The following is a 13144-nucleotide window of genomic DNA, read 5'->3' as shown; positions in this document are numbered from 1 at the left end:
TTCTGGGCCATAATAATAAACAGTTGGTTAAGATCTCGACTATTTACAGCTTGGCAACGCAAGGTACAATTAAAATCGTACTTGGAGCCGTTCAACTGATCGAGACTTGATCAACTTGTGCAGAGAATGATCATGCGTCGGCCCTGCTTCGTCGGCGCAAAGACCTGACCAAGGAGATTCTCCGCCACGGGCAGGGAATGAGCAGAATGGGTTGTCGCCTTGAATTTGCGCTTTTGTTTGCAAGACAACCCCATTTCACGGCGCAATCGCCCAATCCGGTCCCGCCCAGCGTAAAATCCTTCGGCGGCCAACTCAGCTTGTAAACGCGATGCGCCATAGGTCTGGCGCGTCTTGCTGTGAGCAGCCCGAATGGCGACCTTGAGTCGTTCATCTTCTTGTTGGCGCTGTGACGGTGGACGCTGGCGCCAGTGGTAGAAGCCCGCACGAGAGACCTCCAGCACACGACAGATAACGGAAATGGGATAGATGTCCTGTTGGTTGGCTATCCACGCGTACTTGGCAGTGACTCCTGAGCAAAGTACGCGGCGGCCTTTTTTATGATGTCGCGCTCCATGTTGGCTTGTGCGAGAGCTTTGCGTAGCCGGGCCACTTCAGCCTCCAGCTCGGCGACAGAACGCGCTCCGGGAATGGCCGATGTATCCTTTCCTCCTTTGGCTGCGACCACCCAGTTGCTCAGTGTGCCTTTGGCAATACCCAACCTTCTGGCGGCTTCAGCTTGGCCAAGGCCTTGCTCCAACACCAGTCGAACCGCCTCTGCCCGAAACTCTGGTGAATAGTGTTCTCTCGATTTCATTCAATACCCCCGATTGTCTCATCGTAACAATCGGGACTGTCTGTGAAAATCAGGATACCTCATCGCGTAATGCCCTGAATCGTTTAGACAATTTCAGGGCCTTCGTCGCACTTATGCTTTTGGCGTTAACATGCCATGTGTCACGATGAAATCGATGATGGTATCCACTCCCTGACCGGTTTTCAGATTGGCGAATGTCCACGGTTTTTGTGGGCGCATACGGTTGGTGTCTGATTCCATTACATCTAAACGCGCACCAACATACGGGGCCAAATCGATTTTATTGATCACTAATAAATCAGATTTGGTAATGCCCGGCCCGCCTTTGCGTGGAATTTTCTCGCCTTCCGCCACATCAATCACATAGATGGTCATATCAGCTAATTCAGGGCTGAAGGTGGCACTCAGGTTGTCGCCACCGCTCTCAACGAAAACGACATCCAGATTGCCGAATTTCTCACTGAGCGCTTCAACAGCGGCCAGATTCATCGATGCATCTTCACGGATCGCCGTGTGCGGGCAACCACCGGTTTCCACCCCGACAATACGCTCGGCAGCTAACGCACCTGCTTCGGTTAAAATACGCTGATCTTCTTTGGTGTAGATATCGTTGGTGACGACGGCAATCTCAAAGTGATCGCGCATTTTTTTACATAATACTTCTAACAGCGCAGTTTTGCCGGAACCAACAGGGCCGCCAACGCCAACTCGTAATGGGGATGATGTTTGAGTCATAAGAGTGTCCTTTCCAATCTGATTATGAGCGGAATAACCGCGTGTATTGTATTTCGTGGCATGCACTGGCGATGGCGAGGCAGGTTAAACTACCTCCGATCTCATCGTCTTGCACAGTGCAAGCCCGTTGGTATTTTTCAGGCAGTTGCGCGGATAATTTTCGAAGCAATGTCTGACCCGCTTGCTGACCAATGGGCACTAATTTAATGGCCGCCATGACAGCACCTTCCAGCAATGCGAACCCCCAGCCCAACGCCAGTTGCTCGACACTCAGGCTGTTTTTTGCGCCAAACCACGCCATGCCGGCCAGTTGTGAACGTTTCAGATGAACGGCCATATCGGCACTGCCAGAAATGCCCCAATCTTTGATCACACGATAAAACGCATCACCGCGCTGCCCTTCTTCCAAGCGGAATTCCTCGCTTTCGCGACTTGCGACCAGCAAATCGATAGCGTCTACAAAAGCAGTCAGATCATCTTGTCGGGCAGCAACATAAAGGCGGTTAAGGAGCGGCCAGTCGAGATAGACCAGCCCCTCATCCATCTGATTAGTCAGCCATTGTTCAAATTCAGCGACGTTTTTAACCCAACCCGTTTCAACCGCCCATTCCAACCCTTGCGAATAGGTAAACCCACCCACGGGCAAATTAGGACTCATCAGTTGGAACAGCTGCAACCAACTGACTGGCGAGCTTTGATTAAGCGCTGAAAAAGTCATGGATTAACCCACCAACAGAACTGACGCCGACGCAAACACCACTGCTGCCCAGCCTTTTTTCAACCATGCTATGTGGTTCGCTTTGCTGCCAACCGCATAACCCACCGCCAGCAACACCAGCGATGAAACCACAGCCCCCGCAGTGAACAACGCGACTTGCCCGACAGGCGCTTCAACACCATGCGCCCAACCATGAAACAGCGCAAAACAAGGTATCATCCAGCTCATTATTGACAAACGATTGGGCGCAAACACCAAGGCACCCGCAAACCAGAGCGAGGCCAGCACCAGCGGTTCCACCAGATTATTGCCGCCCAGCAGCACACCCGCACCAGTACCAACCACCATGGCCAGCAGGGTCAATAATGGCAGCGATAAACGACGCCCCGTTAATGCCGCCAGAAAGCCGCTGCTCAGTAACATCATCAAATGGTCAAGGCCAGACAGTGGATGCAACACCCCCGATGAAAAACCGTGCTCCATGTGCCCAGGGTGAGCAAAGGCAGGTGTAGCCAGTAACATCAGAGCGATTGCGGTGGTCATACGTGATTTGTTCATATTAAATTCCTTTTTTTACTTATTAATTAGTTGCTTATGATGTTTTCAAAAAACCATGCATCGGCACGACGGTCGCTGCACTGGCTGCATGAGAGTGAGCATGCAGATGATCATGGTTGTGACCATGTTCGTGATCATTATGATGATGGTGATGCCCTGCGCCCGCTTGCGATTGGTAAGCGCCAGCCTCTGGTTCAAATGGCGCAAGCTCAACCGCAACCGAGCCACCTAAACCAACCACCATCTCATCGAGCACATAATCGTGCTGATAACGGGCAAAACCGGCCTCGATTTGCAGCGGTACATGGCGATTACCGAGGTGATAGCAGATCCGACTCAGTAGTAACGGGTCATTGCAGCGCACCGTGGAAACCTGCTCTTCGGCGGCTTTTACCATCACGACAACTGCGCCAGCATCGTCAGTCAAACACTCGCCGCCACGTAATAGCTGACCACGAGTCAGGAATAGACCGGCTGCATCGCCATTATCTAAAGTGACTTTCAGGCGGCTTTTGATACGCAGATCGATCGACAGTGTCAGCGTTGTGAGTAGCGCTTTTCCTGCTGCTTCTTCTGTCGTTAATCGTTGTGTGAGTCGAATCATTTTGTGTTCCCAAGTTCGCCTAGAATAAAAAGTAACGCTGTGCCATCGGCAACACCGCTGCGGGTTCGCACGTCAGTAATTCGCCATTGGCGCGCACCTGATAGGTCTGGCTGTCGACTTCAATCAGCGGCTGCCAGTCGTTGTGGATCATGTGTGCTTTCTTCACTGAGCGGCAGTTCTTCACTTCCCCAATCAGACTGTTTAATCCCAGTTGCGCAGGCAAACCAGAGCGAATAGCCAAGCCAGACAGGAACGTCATGCGGGTCGAATGCATCGCACGACCGAGCGCACCAAACATCGGGCGGAAATGTACCGGTTGTGGCGTTGGAATAGACGCATTGGCATCACCCATCGGTGCTGCGGCAATCATGCCTCCCTTCAAAATCATGGAAGGTTTCACACCAAAGAAAGCCGGACGCCACAACACCAAATCGGCTAATTTGCCCGGTTCAATCGAACCGACTTCATGGCTGATGCCGTGCGCTAAGGCTGGGTTAATGGTGTATTTGGCGATATAGCGCTTGATACGCGTATTGTCATGTCGTGCTGGGTCGCTACCGAGGCTGCCGCGTTGCACTTTCATTTTGTGCGCAGTCTGCCATGTGCGCGTGATCACCTCACCGACACGTCCCATTGCTTGTGAATCGGATGAAATCATCGAGAATGCACCGAGGTCATGCAGAATATCTTCCGCTGCAATGGTTTCACGGCGAATGCGTGATTCCGCAAACGCGACATCTTCAGGAATGGCAGGGTCAAGATGGTGACAAACCATCAGCATATCGAGATGCTCATCGACCGTATTCACAGTGTAAGGGCGCGTTGGGTTTGTGGAAGACGGCAGCACGTTCGCCAGCCCGCACGCCCTGATAATGTCTGGTGCATGACCACCGCCCGCACCTTCGGTGTGATAGGTGTGAATGGTACGATCACCAATCGCAGCCAGTGTGTCTTCGACAAAGCCGCTTTCGTTCAGTGTATCGGTGTGAATAGCCACTTGCGTGTCGGTCTCTTCTGCCACATTCAAGCAGTTATCAATCGATGCCGGTGTGGAACCCCAATCTTCATGCAGTTTGAGGCCAATGGCGCCTGCGGCGACCTGCTCATGCAGCGCATCGGGTAAGCTGGCATTGCCTTTACCAAGGAAACCCAAGTTCATCGGCAGGCTTTCTGCCGCTTCCAACATGCGCGCCATATACCAAGGACCCGGCGTACACGTTGTGGCATTGGTGCCCGTTGCCGGGCCTGTGCCCCCACCCAACATGGTGGTCACGCCAGAGCAGAGCGCTTCGTCGATCTGTTGCGGGCAGATGAAATGAATATGGCTGTCGATGCCACCCGCTGTGACAATAGAGCCTTCCCCCGCGATCACTTCGGTGCCCGGGCCAATCACTAATGTCACGCCCGGTTGCACATCAGGGTTGCCCGCTTTGCCGATGCCGGCAATACGGCCATTTTTAACCCCGATATCCGCTTTAACGATGCCCCAATGGTCGATGATCAGCGCGTTGGTGATCACCAAGTCAAGGCAATAACGACTCAGCGCCTGCCCCTGACCCTGACCATCGCGAATGACTTTTCCACCACCGAATTTCACTTCGTCGCCATAAATGGTGAAATCTTTTTCCACCTCCAGCCATAACTCGGTGTCAGCCAACCGCACCCGATCGCCCGTGGTTGGGCCGAACATATCGGCATAGGCTTGTCTGGAAATAATACTCATGCCTGAACTCCCTGTTCGTTCTGTGCACCCTGATCACTTTGCGCAATTTCATCTAACGGGCCCATCACATCGCCACGGAAACCATACACATGGCGGCGCCCCGCGTATGCCACCAACATGACCGTGCGGGTCTGGCCCGGTTCGAAACGCACCGCAGTGCCAGCAGGAATATCAAGGCGAAAACCGCGCGTGGCAGCACGGTCAAACTGCAAGGCAGGGTTGGTTTCAAAGAAGTGGTAATGTGAGCCGATCTGGATCGGGCGATCGCCTGTGTTGGCAACAGCCACTTGTAACGTCGCACGGCCTTCGTTGAGTAGCAGTTCACCATCGGCAACCTGAATTTCTCCGGGGATCATAGGCGCTCCTTAAATGATGGGTTGATGAACGGTGACCAGCTTGGTGCCGTCAGGGAATGTCGCCTCGACCTGCACATCGGGGATCATTTCGGGTATGCCATCCATCACCTCATCGCGAGTCAAAATGGTGCGACCGTAATTCATCAACTCGGCGACCGTCTGGCCATCACGGGCCCCTTCCAAAATCGCAGCACTGATCAGCGCAATCGCTTCCGGATGATTGAGTTTTAAACCACGCGCTTTACGTCGCTCGGCCACCAGTGCGGCGGTAAACAGCAGTAACTTGTCCTTTTCGCGAGGGGTCAGATCCATCTTGTTCTCCTTGTAAACCGTAATCAGGTATTCCAGATCCGCGGACGACATGCGGGGCACCCAATCACCGTCGGGCGCAATGCTTGCCAAATCGTCTGCATTAATTGTTGTAACGGCTCGTTGTGTGCGCCGAGCAAGCGCACAATCAGTAAGTCATTGAGTAAGGTCACGCCAGCCGGTGCTGCGTAGCCTTGCAGTAATTCACGTACCAGTTCCCGTTCTGTTTCAGAACAAGGCGATGCGATGAGGGTCGCGACCAGCGGATAGCCTGCTAAACCTGCCCGGCGCTCGAGATCAGCGGCATCAAGCACCCGCAACGATTCATTCAGGCATAACCGCTGGTTACGATAGACGCGCCAACGGCTGCGTAACTGCCCTTCCAAAAATCGCTCTTCATTGACGGGCCGACCAAGCGAGATGCACTCCCAAGCGATCAATCGCGAATCACTTTCCAGATGGAAGGTGCTCTGCAGTTGCAAATTGGCACCGGGAAACAGAATGTTATCTTGCGGTAGCCACTCCAAAGCGGCACCTTCCGCCAGTTGGAAGGTTTGTGTGACCTTCGATTGTGGCCCCGCGCTACGATAAAACTTGGTGGCACCAGGGGTAGTCAGCAGCGCATGCGCCTCCTGTTCCACCTTAATTTGCACATCGAGCTCATCGCCACCTACCACGCCACCCGGTGGATGCAGCAGGTAGAGATGACAAGGCATGCCTTCGGGGTAGAATGGTCGTTGCACGGTCAGCGGGCCGTACTGGCGTCGTTCGGCCAGCACGGTCTGATTGCCGCGACGAGAAAACCCCAGCGACAAATGCGCTTGCCAGCCGGTTTGCATGGTTGCTATCGCTGCCGGTTGCATCGTCATACCGTCAGATATTCCTTGATCAGCCCTTCGTTGAGATCAGCCATCAGGCCGTCAGCAACACGACGACCGCGATCGAGCAGGCAGAAGCGATCGCCGACTTTGCGGGCAAACGGCAGTTTCTGTTCGACCAGTAACACAGTCAGGCCGATATCACGGTTGAGTTTGCGGATGATGTCGCCAATTTCACTGACGATGTTCGGCTGAATACCTTCGGTGGGTTCATCTAAAATCAGCAGTTTCGGATCAAGCACCAGCGCACGACCAATCGCGAGCTGTTGCTGCTGACCGCCGGATAAATCGCCACCACGACGCTGTTTCATCTCTTTCAACACAGGGAACAGTTCATACACCTGATCGGGGATCTGGCGCTTGTTATCGCGACGCGCAGGCAGTCCGATCTTGAGATTTTCTTCGACCGTCAGCAGTGGGAAAATCTGACGACCTTGCGGTACGTAACCGATGCCAATTTCCGCACGCCGCTCGACCGAAAACTTGCTGATGTCTTGACCATCAAATTCAATCTGACCGCTTTTAACTGGCAATTGCCCCATCAACACATTCAACAGCGTGGTTTTACCCACGCCGTTACGACCCATCAAACAGAGACATTCACCCTGTGCGATCTCGATGTCCAGATCCCACAGCGTGTGCGATTGGCCGTAAAATTGATTAATACCGGATAACTTCAGCATGCTGATTCCCCCAGATATACCTCGATCACTTTCGGATCAGCCTGCACCTGACTCATGGAGCCTTCCGCCAGCACCGAGCCTTGATGTAATACCGTGACTTTATTGGCAATCGAGCGCACGAAATCCATATCGTGCTCCACCACCACGACGGAGTGTTTGCCCGCCAGCTGTTTCAGCAGTTCAGCGGTGCGTTCCATCTCCTGATGCGTCATTCCTGCCACCGGTTCATCGACAAGCAGCAATTCCGGGCGCTGCATCAGCAGCATGCCAATTTCCAGCCACTGCTTTTGGCCGTGCGACAACACACCCGCTTGGCGATGACGCTCAGCAACCAGACCAATCAGCAGCAGCGTTGCTTCAAGATGATCGCGATCTTCACCAGACAGTTTGCTAACAAAGGTCTGCCAAACGCCTTTATTCCCCGCCATGGCCAGTTCAAGGTTTTCTTCCACCGTAAGCGGTTCAAACACGGTTGGTTTTTGGAATTTACGACCTATGCCTGCTTCAGCTATCGCCGGTTCATCGAGTTCCAACAAGTTGATGTTCTGACCAAACCACGCCGAGCCGGTGTCAGGGCGTGTTTTGCCGGTAATAACATCCATCATGGTGCTTTTACCTGCCCCGTTCGGGCCGATAATGCAGCGCAGTTCGCCTTTGTTGATGTAGAGGTTGAGGTTATTCAGTGCTTTAAAACCGTCGAAACTGACGTTGATATCTTCCAGATAGAGGATCACACCATGCCGTAAATCGAGTTTCGCTGGCGCTGGTGGTGCCATCCGTTCGCGCAAGTCGGCCGGTGTTAAGATCGTTTTGGTTTGTGCAAACATGTTCATCACACCGCCTCCTTGCGATTGAATAAACCGGTAACACCTTTTGGCAGGAACAGCGTGACCAACACGAACAGCGCACCCAATGCGTAGAGCCATTCATCAGGCAGAATGCCGGTAAACACCGACTTGGCGTAGTTGACCAAAATTGCGCCGACCACCGCGCCATAAAGCGTCGCCCGGCCACCGACGGCCACCCAGATCACCAGTTCAATCGAGTTCAGCGGAGAAAACTCGCCCGGATTGATAATGCCGACTTGTGGCACATACAGCGCACCAGCAACGCCAGCCAACATGGCGGAGAACACGAAGATCGCGAGTTTGAAATATTCCACCCGGTAGCCCATAAAGCGGGTGCGCATCTCTGCATCGCGGATCGCCACTGCAACACGCCCCAGTTTCGAACCGACAATCACGCGGCAGACCAGATAAGCCAGACAGAGCACAACCGCCGTAATGAGGAATAACGCCGCACGAGTTGCATCGTCGGTCAGACTAAAACCGATGATGTCTTTGAAGTCGGTTAAGCCGTTATTACCACCAAAACCCATTTCATTGCGGAAGAACGCCAGCAGCAGTGCGTAGGTCATTGCCTGCGTCATGATCGACAGATAAACGCCGGTCACACGCGAGCGAAACGCCAGCCAGCCGAACACAAACGCGAGCAAGCCCGGAACCAGCACCACCATCAGCATGGCAAACCAGAAATGGTTCATGCCATACCAGAACCATGGCAGTTCATGCCAGTTCAGGAACACCATGAAATCTGGCAAAATCGGATCGCCATACACTCCGCGCGTGCCGATCTGACGCATCAGATACATGCCCATCGCGTAGCCACCCAGCGCAAAAAAAGCGCCGTGACCGAGACTTAAAATGCCGAGATAACCCCAGACCAAATCAAGCGCCACGGCAAGCAGGGCGTAACACAAATACTTGCCTAACAGCGTCACAGTGTTGGAACCGACATACAGCGCGCTGTCATGTGGCAACAGCAGGTTTGATAACACCACCAGCACCGAGCCAACCAGAATGGCACTGAGCAAACTCAGGCCCGCTTTATCTTTGAATACAGAATTAAATAGCATGTTTTTAGCCCTCAACCGCACGGCCACGTTGCGGAAACAGTCCGCGCGGGCGTTTCTGAATAAACAGAATGATCGCAACCAGAATCAGGATTTTTGCCAGCACAGCACCGGCATACGGTTCCAACAGTTTATTCGCCACACCCAGTGACAGACCCGCCACCAACGTGCCCCATAAATTGCCGACACCGCCAAACACCACCACCATGAAGGAGTCGATGATGTAACCCTGCCCTAAGTTCGGGCCAACGTTGGTCAGCTGAGACAACGCCACACCAGCAATACCAGCGATGCCTGATCCCAGACCGAAAGTTCTGGCATTCACCCAATCTGAGCGAACACCCATGTTGCGAGCCATAGCGCGGTTTTGCGAAACCGCGCGTACTTCCAACCCCAAACGACTGCGTTTCAGCAACCACATCAGGCCAGCAAAAACCAACAGGCTAAACAGAATGATGAACATGCGGTTCAGGGTCAGCGACAGGAAGTCGTTCCACACCCATGTGCCACTCATCCACGAAGGCATAACCACACTTTGGTTCAGCGGGGAGAAAATTGAGCGCACCGCTTGTTGTAACAGCAGGCTGATCCCGAAGGTTGCCAGCAGGGTTTCGAGCGGGCGGCCATATAAGAAACGGATCACACTGCGCTCAATGACAATGCCGACTAAGCCCGAGACACAAAATGCCGCAGGAATAGAGAGAAGTAACGCAATGCCCGGTTCATTCGGTAATAGTTTTTGCATCACGAAGGTGGTGTAGGCACCCAGCATCATCATCTCGCCATGCGCCATGTTGATCACGCCCATTACACCAAAGGTGATCGCCAGACCAATGCCTGCTAACACTAAAATGGAACCGAGGCTGATACCGAAATAGAGGGTTTCAATGCCACTGTAAAATGACTGACTGCGTTCGAGCTTTTTCACCGCTGCTGCGGCGGCGGATTTCACTTTGGCATCGGTATCGTTCTGAGCAACGGATTTCAGCTGCCCTACTACTTCTGGGTTATGCACTTCACTGAGTGCATCGACTGCGCTCAGGCGCACCACAGCATCGCTATCGACTAATTTGCTGAATGCGATCACCATGTCATAGGCGGCTAATACCTTGGCATCGGTCTCTTTTTGTTGATGGGCAATCAGCGCAGCACGATCGGAATCAGCTACCTTCCCCAACATCGATTTCACTGCCTGCAAACGTTTCTCTGCATTCGGATCATTTAAGGCCAGTTGAGCTGATAATTCAGCGATTTGGCGGCGCAAGGCATTGTTCATCGCCACCCGTTTGAAATCAGAACTGTCACCGGCAACTGCTTGTTTGTCGGTTAAATTAACAAATATTTCGCCCTGACGAATGACCATCAGTTCGTCACTTTTACGGAAAAACAGCTCACCGTTATCCAACGCAATAAAAAGATCAGATGCATAAGGTTCACCGCTGGCAGCAATTGTCGTGATGGCCTCTTTCTTGGCGGTAAAATCACGACCACTCAGTGCTTTTAATGCCTCATCGGTGGTCATCGCCTGCGCCATGACACTCCAGAGACCCATCATCAGGGTTAAACCAACCACGATGATTCGACTGCATCCTGCCTGTATTAATCGCATCATGCTTTCCTTGTCCCAGAGAAAATGAACTTTCTCTCTTTAATTCCGAAGGTGTTAAAAATTCAGGGCGGAATATCTCCCGCCCTGTCAGTCACGGAATTAACCGCCGCATTTACCTGTTTTCACGTTGAAGTTGCCGCAAGAGAGCGGTTTACGCCAATCGGAGATCAGGTCTTTTGAGCCTGGTAAGAAGTCAGACCATTCGTCACCAACCACAGTACCTTTGGTTTCAGAAACCACTTCGAACTGGCCGTCGTCCTGAATTTCACCGATCAGCACAGGTTTCGTGATGTGATGGTTTGGCATCATGGTTGCATAACCACCAGTCAGGTTAGGCACAGAAACACCGATCAGGGCATCTTGTACTTTCGCCGGGTCAGTAGTGCCCGCTTTTTCAACCGCTTTCACCCACATGTTGAAACCGATGTAAGTCGCTTCCATTGGGTCGTTGGTTACACGCTCTTTTTTACCGGTAAATTTGTGCCATTTTTCGATGAAATCTTTGTTTGCTGGGGTGTCTACGCTTTCAAAGTAATTCCATGCCGCCAGATGGCCGACCAACGGTTTAGTGTCGATACCTGACAGCTCTTCTTCACCAACAGAGAACGCCACCACTGGGATGTCTTGTGCAGAGACGCCTTGGTTGCCTAACTCTTTATAGAAAGGCACGTTCGCATCGCCGTTGATAGTAGAAACCACCGCAGTTTTCTTGCCCGCAGAACCGAATTTCTTCACATCAGCTACGATTGACTGCCAGTCTGAGTGACCAAACGGGGTGTAGTTCACCATGATGTCAGACGCTTTCACGCCTTTGGCTTTCAGGTAAGCTTCCAGAATTTTGTTGGTGGTGCGTGGATAGACATAGTCAGTACCCAGCAGAGCCCAACGCTCTACGCCCTGTTCCATCAGGTAATCAACCGCTGGAATCGCCTGCTGGTTTGGTGCAGCACCGGTATAGAATACGTTTTTGGATGACTCTTCCCCTTCATACTGCACAGGGTAGAACAGCACGCTGTTCAGCTCTTCCACTACTGGCAGCACTGATTTACGGGAAACGGAAGTCCAGCAGCCGAAAATGGCAGAGACTTTGTCTTTTTGAACCAACTCACGCGCTTTTTCAGCGAACAGCGGCCAGTTTGACGCAGGGTCAACCACCACAGGCTCCAGTTTTTTGCCCAGCAATCCGCCTTTCTTGTTCTGCTCATCAATCAGCATAAGCATGGTGTCTTTCAGTGTGGTTTCACTGATCGCCATGGTGCCAGACAGCGAGTGCAAGATACCCACTTTGATGGTGCCATCTGCCGCAAACACGTGACCACCAAACAAAGAGGCGACCAGAATAGAACTTGCGAGTAGTTTCCTTTTCATGCGTATTCTTCCTTAAATTAGTTTTCAGCTATGAACAAACCCTGCTTCGGTATCTGTTCATTTGAAGCTTCAAGACAATCACCCGTTGAACAAGCAGGTTCAGTATTGAGAAAAAACAGCGGGCTAAATATGCGCATATCGTGCAGAGAACTACGTCAAATGACGTATATGTGAATGGCTGATAATTCGATACACTGATGTGGGAGGATGTCTTTCCTCACTTGATCGCAAGGAGTGAAACGGGAATTCAGATAATAAGTGCGACACTCATGGATGAATGGCGAGAGGTGGCCAACTGCTGATTGGTGGTACCCTTCTGCTCGCCAAAGTAAAAGCAGTATCACCATGAGCTATCAGCAGTTGACCGAGGGGCAACGATACCAGTTATCGGTGCTTCGCGCACAGGGGATGTCCATCCTTGCCACCGCACGCGCCATTGGCGTTCATCGCTCCACCCTCTACCGGGAGCTGCGTCGTAACGCCGGGCCGCAGGGCTACCAGCCAGACAATGCGCATCAGCACGCCACCCACCGACGGGCTAGTGCGGCCAAATCTCGGCTATCTGCCGATGTCATCCAGTTTGTCGAGCTGACACTCGCCTGGTGGTGGAGCCCGGAGCAGATAAGCGCGGTGGGCAAGCAGATAGACCTCATGGTGAGTCACGAGTGGATATACCGCCATGTGGCCGCCGACAAAGCCCGGGGTGGCCAGTTGTACCGCCATCTGCGCCAGGTGCGTATTCCGGCGAAGTTGAACAGCCATTCCGGCCAACGTGAACACCCTGATCCTTAACGCGCTCACGTCACCCCGTTTCTAACTCGAGTGTTCAGATTGGGTCAACTCACTTCTCCTCTTTCTCATCGATTCTCCCTTCAGT

14 protein-coding genes and 1 pseudogene are annotated in these 13144 nt (G+C 52.7%); 1 reads left to right on the top strand and 14 read right to left on the bottom strand.

All coding sequences use genetic code 11. The features are described 5' to 3' along the window. Nucleotides 1–146: 146 nt before the first annotated feature. The 14 genes and pseudogenes from J9892_RS13030 to urtA all read right to left on the bottom strand — a co-directional run. A pseudogene (locus tag J9892_RS13030) lies at nt 147–814 on the bottom strand (IS3-like element ISAeme20 family transposase); the annotation flags it as partial. A 111-nt stretch (nt 815–925) separates the two neighbouring features. Further along, nucleotides 926–1549 (bottom strand): urease accessory protein UreG, encoded by a 624-nt coding sequence (gene ureG / locus J9892_RS13025; protein ID WP_103859163.1) that lies wholly within the window; start codon nt 1547–1549, stop codon nt 926–928. A 22-nt stretch (nt 1550–1571) separates the two neighbouring features. After that, the gene (locus tag J9892_RS13020) at nt 1572–2267 is read right to left on the bottom strand and encodes an urease accessory UreF family protein (protein WP_103859162.1); all 696 of its coding nucleotides are present in this window, start codon (nt 2265–2267) and stop codon (nt 1572–1574) included. Between the two features lie 3 nt (nt 2268–2270). Further along, nucleotides 2271–2825, bottom strand: coding sequence for a HupE/UreJ family protein (locus J9892_RS13015; protein ID WP_103859161.1), 555 nt, complete (start codon nt 2823–2825; stop codon nt 2271–2273). A gap of 34 nt (nt 2826–2859) precedes the next feature. After that, nucleotides 2860–3429: an urease accessory protein UreE gene (gene ureE, locus J9892_RS13010; protein WP_103859160.1), complete on the bottom strand. Its 570-nt coding sequence runs from the start codon at nt 3427–3429 to the stop codon at nt 2860–2862. Between the two features lie 19 nt (nt 3430–3448). Continuing rightward, nucleotides 3449–5152, bottom strand: a complete 1704-nt coding sequence (ureC, locus tag J9892_RS13005) for an urease subunit alpha (protein ID WP_109422133.1) — start codon at nt 5150–5152, stop codon at nt 3449–3451. Beyond that, complete coding sequence (locus J9892_RS13000) at nt 5149–5508, bottom strand: urease subunit beta (RefSeq protein ID WP_053288398.1); 360 nt, start codon at nt 5506–5508, stop codon at nt 5149–5151. Before J9892_RS13000 ends, ureC begins: the two co-directional genes overlap by 4 nt. Before the next feature lie 9 nt (nt 5509–5517). Then, nucleotides 5518–5820, bottom strand: a complete 303-nt coding sequence (locus J9892_RS12995) for an urease subunit gamma (RefSeq protein WP_053288397.1) — start codon at nt 5818–5820, stop codon at nt 5518–5520. A 23-nt stretch (nt 5821–5843) separates the two neighbouring features. Beyond that, nucleotides 5844–6686 (bottom strand): urease accessory protein UreD, encoded by an 843-nt coding sequence (locus tag J9892_RS12990; protein ID WP_053288396.1) that lies wholly within the window; start codon nt 6684–6686, stop codon nt 5844–5846. Further along, complete coding sequence (urtE, locus tag J9892_RS12985) at nt 6683–7378, bottom strand: urea ABC transporter ATP-binding subunit UrtE (RefSeq protein ID WP_053288395.1); 696 nt, start codon at nt 7376–7378, stop codon at nt 6683–6685. Before urtE ends, J9892_RS12990 begins: the two co-directional genes overlap by 4 nt. Then, the gene (gene urtD / locus J9892_RS12980; protein ID WP_323957876.1) at nt 7372–8154 is read right to left on the bottom strand and encodes an urea ABC transporter ATP-binding protein UrtD; all 783 of its coding nucleotides are present in this window, start codon (nt 8152–8154) and stop codon (nt 7372–7374) included. The genes urtE and urtD overlap by 7 nt, the downstream gene beginning before the upstream one ends. 56 nt (nt 8155–8210) lie before the next feature. Next, the gene (gene urtC / locus J9892_RS12975) at nt 8211–9293 is read right to left on the bottom strand and encodes an urea ABC transporter permease subunit UrtC (RefSeq protein ID WP_103859157.1); all 1083 of its coding nucleotides are present in this window, start codon (nt 9291–9293) and stop codon (nt 8211–8213) included. 4 nt (nt 9294–9297) lie between these two features. Continuing rightward, complete coding sequence (gene urtB / locus J9892_RS12970; RefSeq protein WP_103859156.1) at nt 9298–10899, bottom strand: urea ABC transporter permease subunit UrtB; 1602 nt, start codon at nt 10897–10899, stop codon at nt 9298–9300. A gap of 99 nt (nt 10900–10998) precedes the next feature. Further along, nucleotides 10999–12267: an urea ABC transporter substrate-binding protein gene (urtA, locus tag J9892_RS12965; RefSeq protein ID WP_210538456.1), complete on the bottom strand. Its 1269-nt coding sequence runs from the start codon at nt 12265–12267 to the stop codon at nt 10999–11001. A 345-nt stretch (nt 12268–12612) separates the two neighbouring features. Here urtA and J9892_RS12960 point away from each other — a divergent pair, with 345 nt between their 5' ends. After that, the gene (locus J9892_RS12960; RefSeq protein WP_282598079.1) at nt 12613–13059 is read left to right on the top strand and encodes an IS30 family transposase; all 447 of its coding nucleotides are present in this window, start codon (nt 12613–12615) and stop codon (nt 13057–13059) included. The last annotated feature ends 85 nt before the right edge of the window (nt 13060–13144 follow it).

Origin of the sequence: Aeromonas sp. Prich7-2, assembly GCF_017939255.1 — a bacterium.
GTDB lineage: Bacteria > Pseudomonadota > Gammaproteobacteria > Enterobacterales > Aeromonadaceae > Aeromonas > Aeromonas caviae.
This window is presented reverse-complemented; position numbering and strand designations above follow the sequence as displayed.

What these genes read in the sequence shown, in the direction of transcription:
- J9892_RS13015 (WP_103859161.1), bottom strand. Translation starts at nt 2,825, where the DNA reads ATGAACAAATCACGTATGACCACCGCAATCGCTCTGATGTTACTGGCT.
- J9892_RS12960 (WP_282598079.1), top strand. Translation starts at nt 12,613, where the DNA reads ATGAGCTATCAGCAGTTGACCGAGGGGCAACGATACCAGTTATCGGTG.
- urtD (WP_323957876.1), bottom strand. Translation starts at nt 8,154, where the DNA reads ATGGCACCACCAGCGCCAGCGAAACTCGATTTACGGCATGGTGTGATC.
- urtC (WP_103859157.1), bottom strand. Translation starts at nt 9,293, where the DNA reads ATGCTATTTAATTCTGTATTCAAAGATAAAGCGGGCCTGAGTTTGCTC.
- urtE (WP_053288395.1), bottom strand. Translation starts at nt 7,378, where the DNA reads ATGCTGAAGTTATCCGGTATTAATCAATTTTACGGCCAATCGCACACG.
- urtB (WP_103859156.1), bottom strand. Translation starts at nt 10,899, where the DNA reads ATGCGATTAATACAGGCAGGATGCAGTCGAATCATCGTGGTTGGTTTA.
- J9892_RS12995 (WP_053288397.1), bottom strand. Translation starts at nt 5,820, where the DNA reads ATGGATCTGACCCCTCGCGAAAAGGACAAGTTACTGCTGTTTACCGCC.
- J9892_RS12990 (WP_053288396.1), bottom strand. Translation starts at nt 6,686, where the DNA reads ATGACGATGCAACCGGCAGCGATAGCAACCATGCAAACCGGCTGGCAA.
- urtA (WP_210538456.1), bottom strand. Translation starts at nt 12,267, where the DNA reads ATGAAAAGGAAACTACTCGCAAGTTCTATTCTGGTCGCCTCTTTGTTT.
- ureC (WP_109422133.1), bottom strand. Translation starts at nt 5,152, where the DNA reads ATGAGTATTATTTCCAGACAAGCCTATGCCGATATGTTCGGCCCAACC.
- ureE (WP_103859160.1), bottom strand. Translation starts at nt 3,429, where the DNA reads ATGATTCGACTCACACAACGATTAACGACAGAAGAAGCAGCAGGAAAA.
- J9892_RS13000 (WP_053288398.1), bottom strand. Translation starts at nt 5,508, where the DNA reads ATGATCCCCGGAGAAATTCAGGTTGCCGATGGTGAACTGCTACTCAAC.
- ureG (WP_103859163.1), bottom strand. Translation starts at nt 1,549, where the DNA reads ATGACTCAAACATCATCCCCATTACGAGTTGGCGTTGGCGGCCCTGTT.
- J9892_RS13020 (WP_103859162.1), bottom strand. Translation starts at nt 2,267, where the DNA reads ATGACTTTTTCAGCGCTTAATCAAAGCTCGCCAGTCAGTTGGTTGCAG.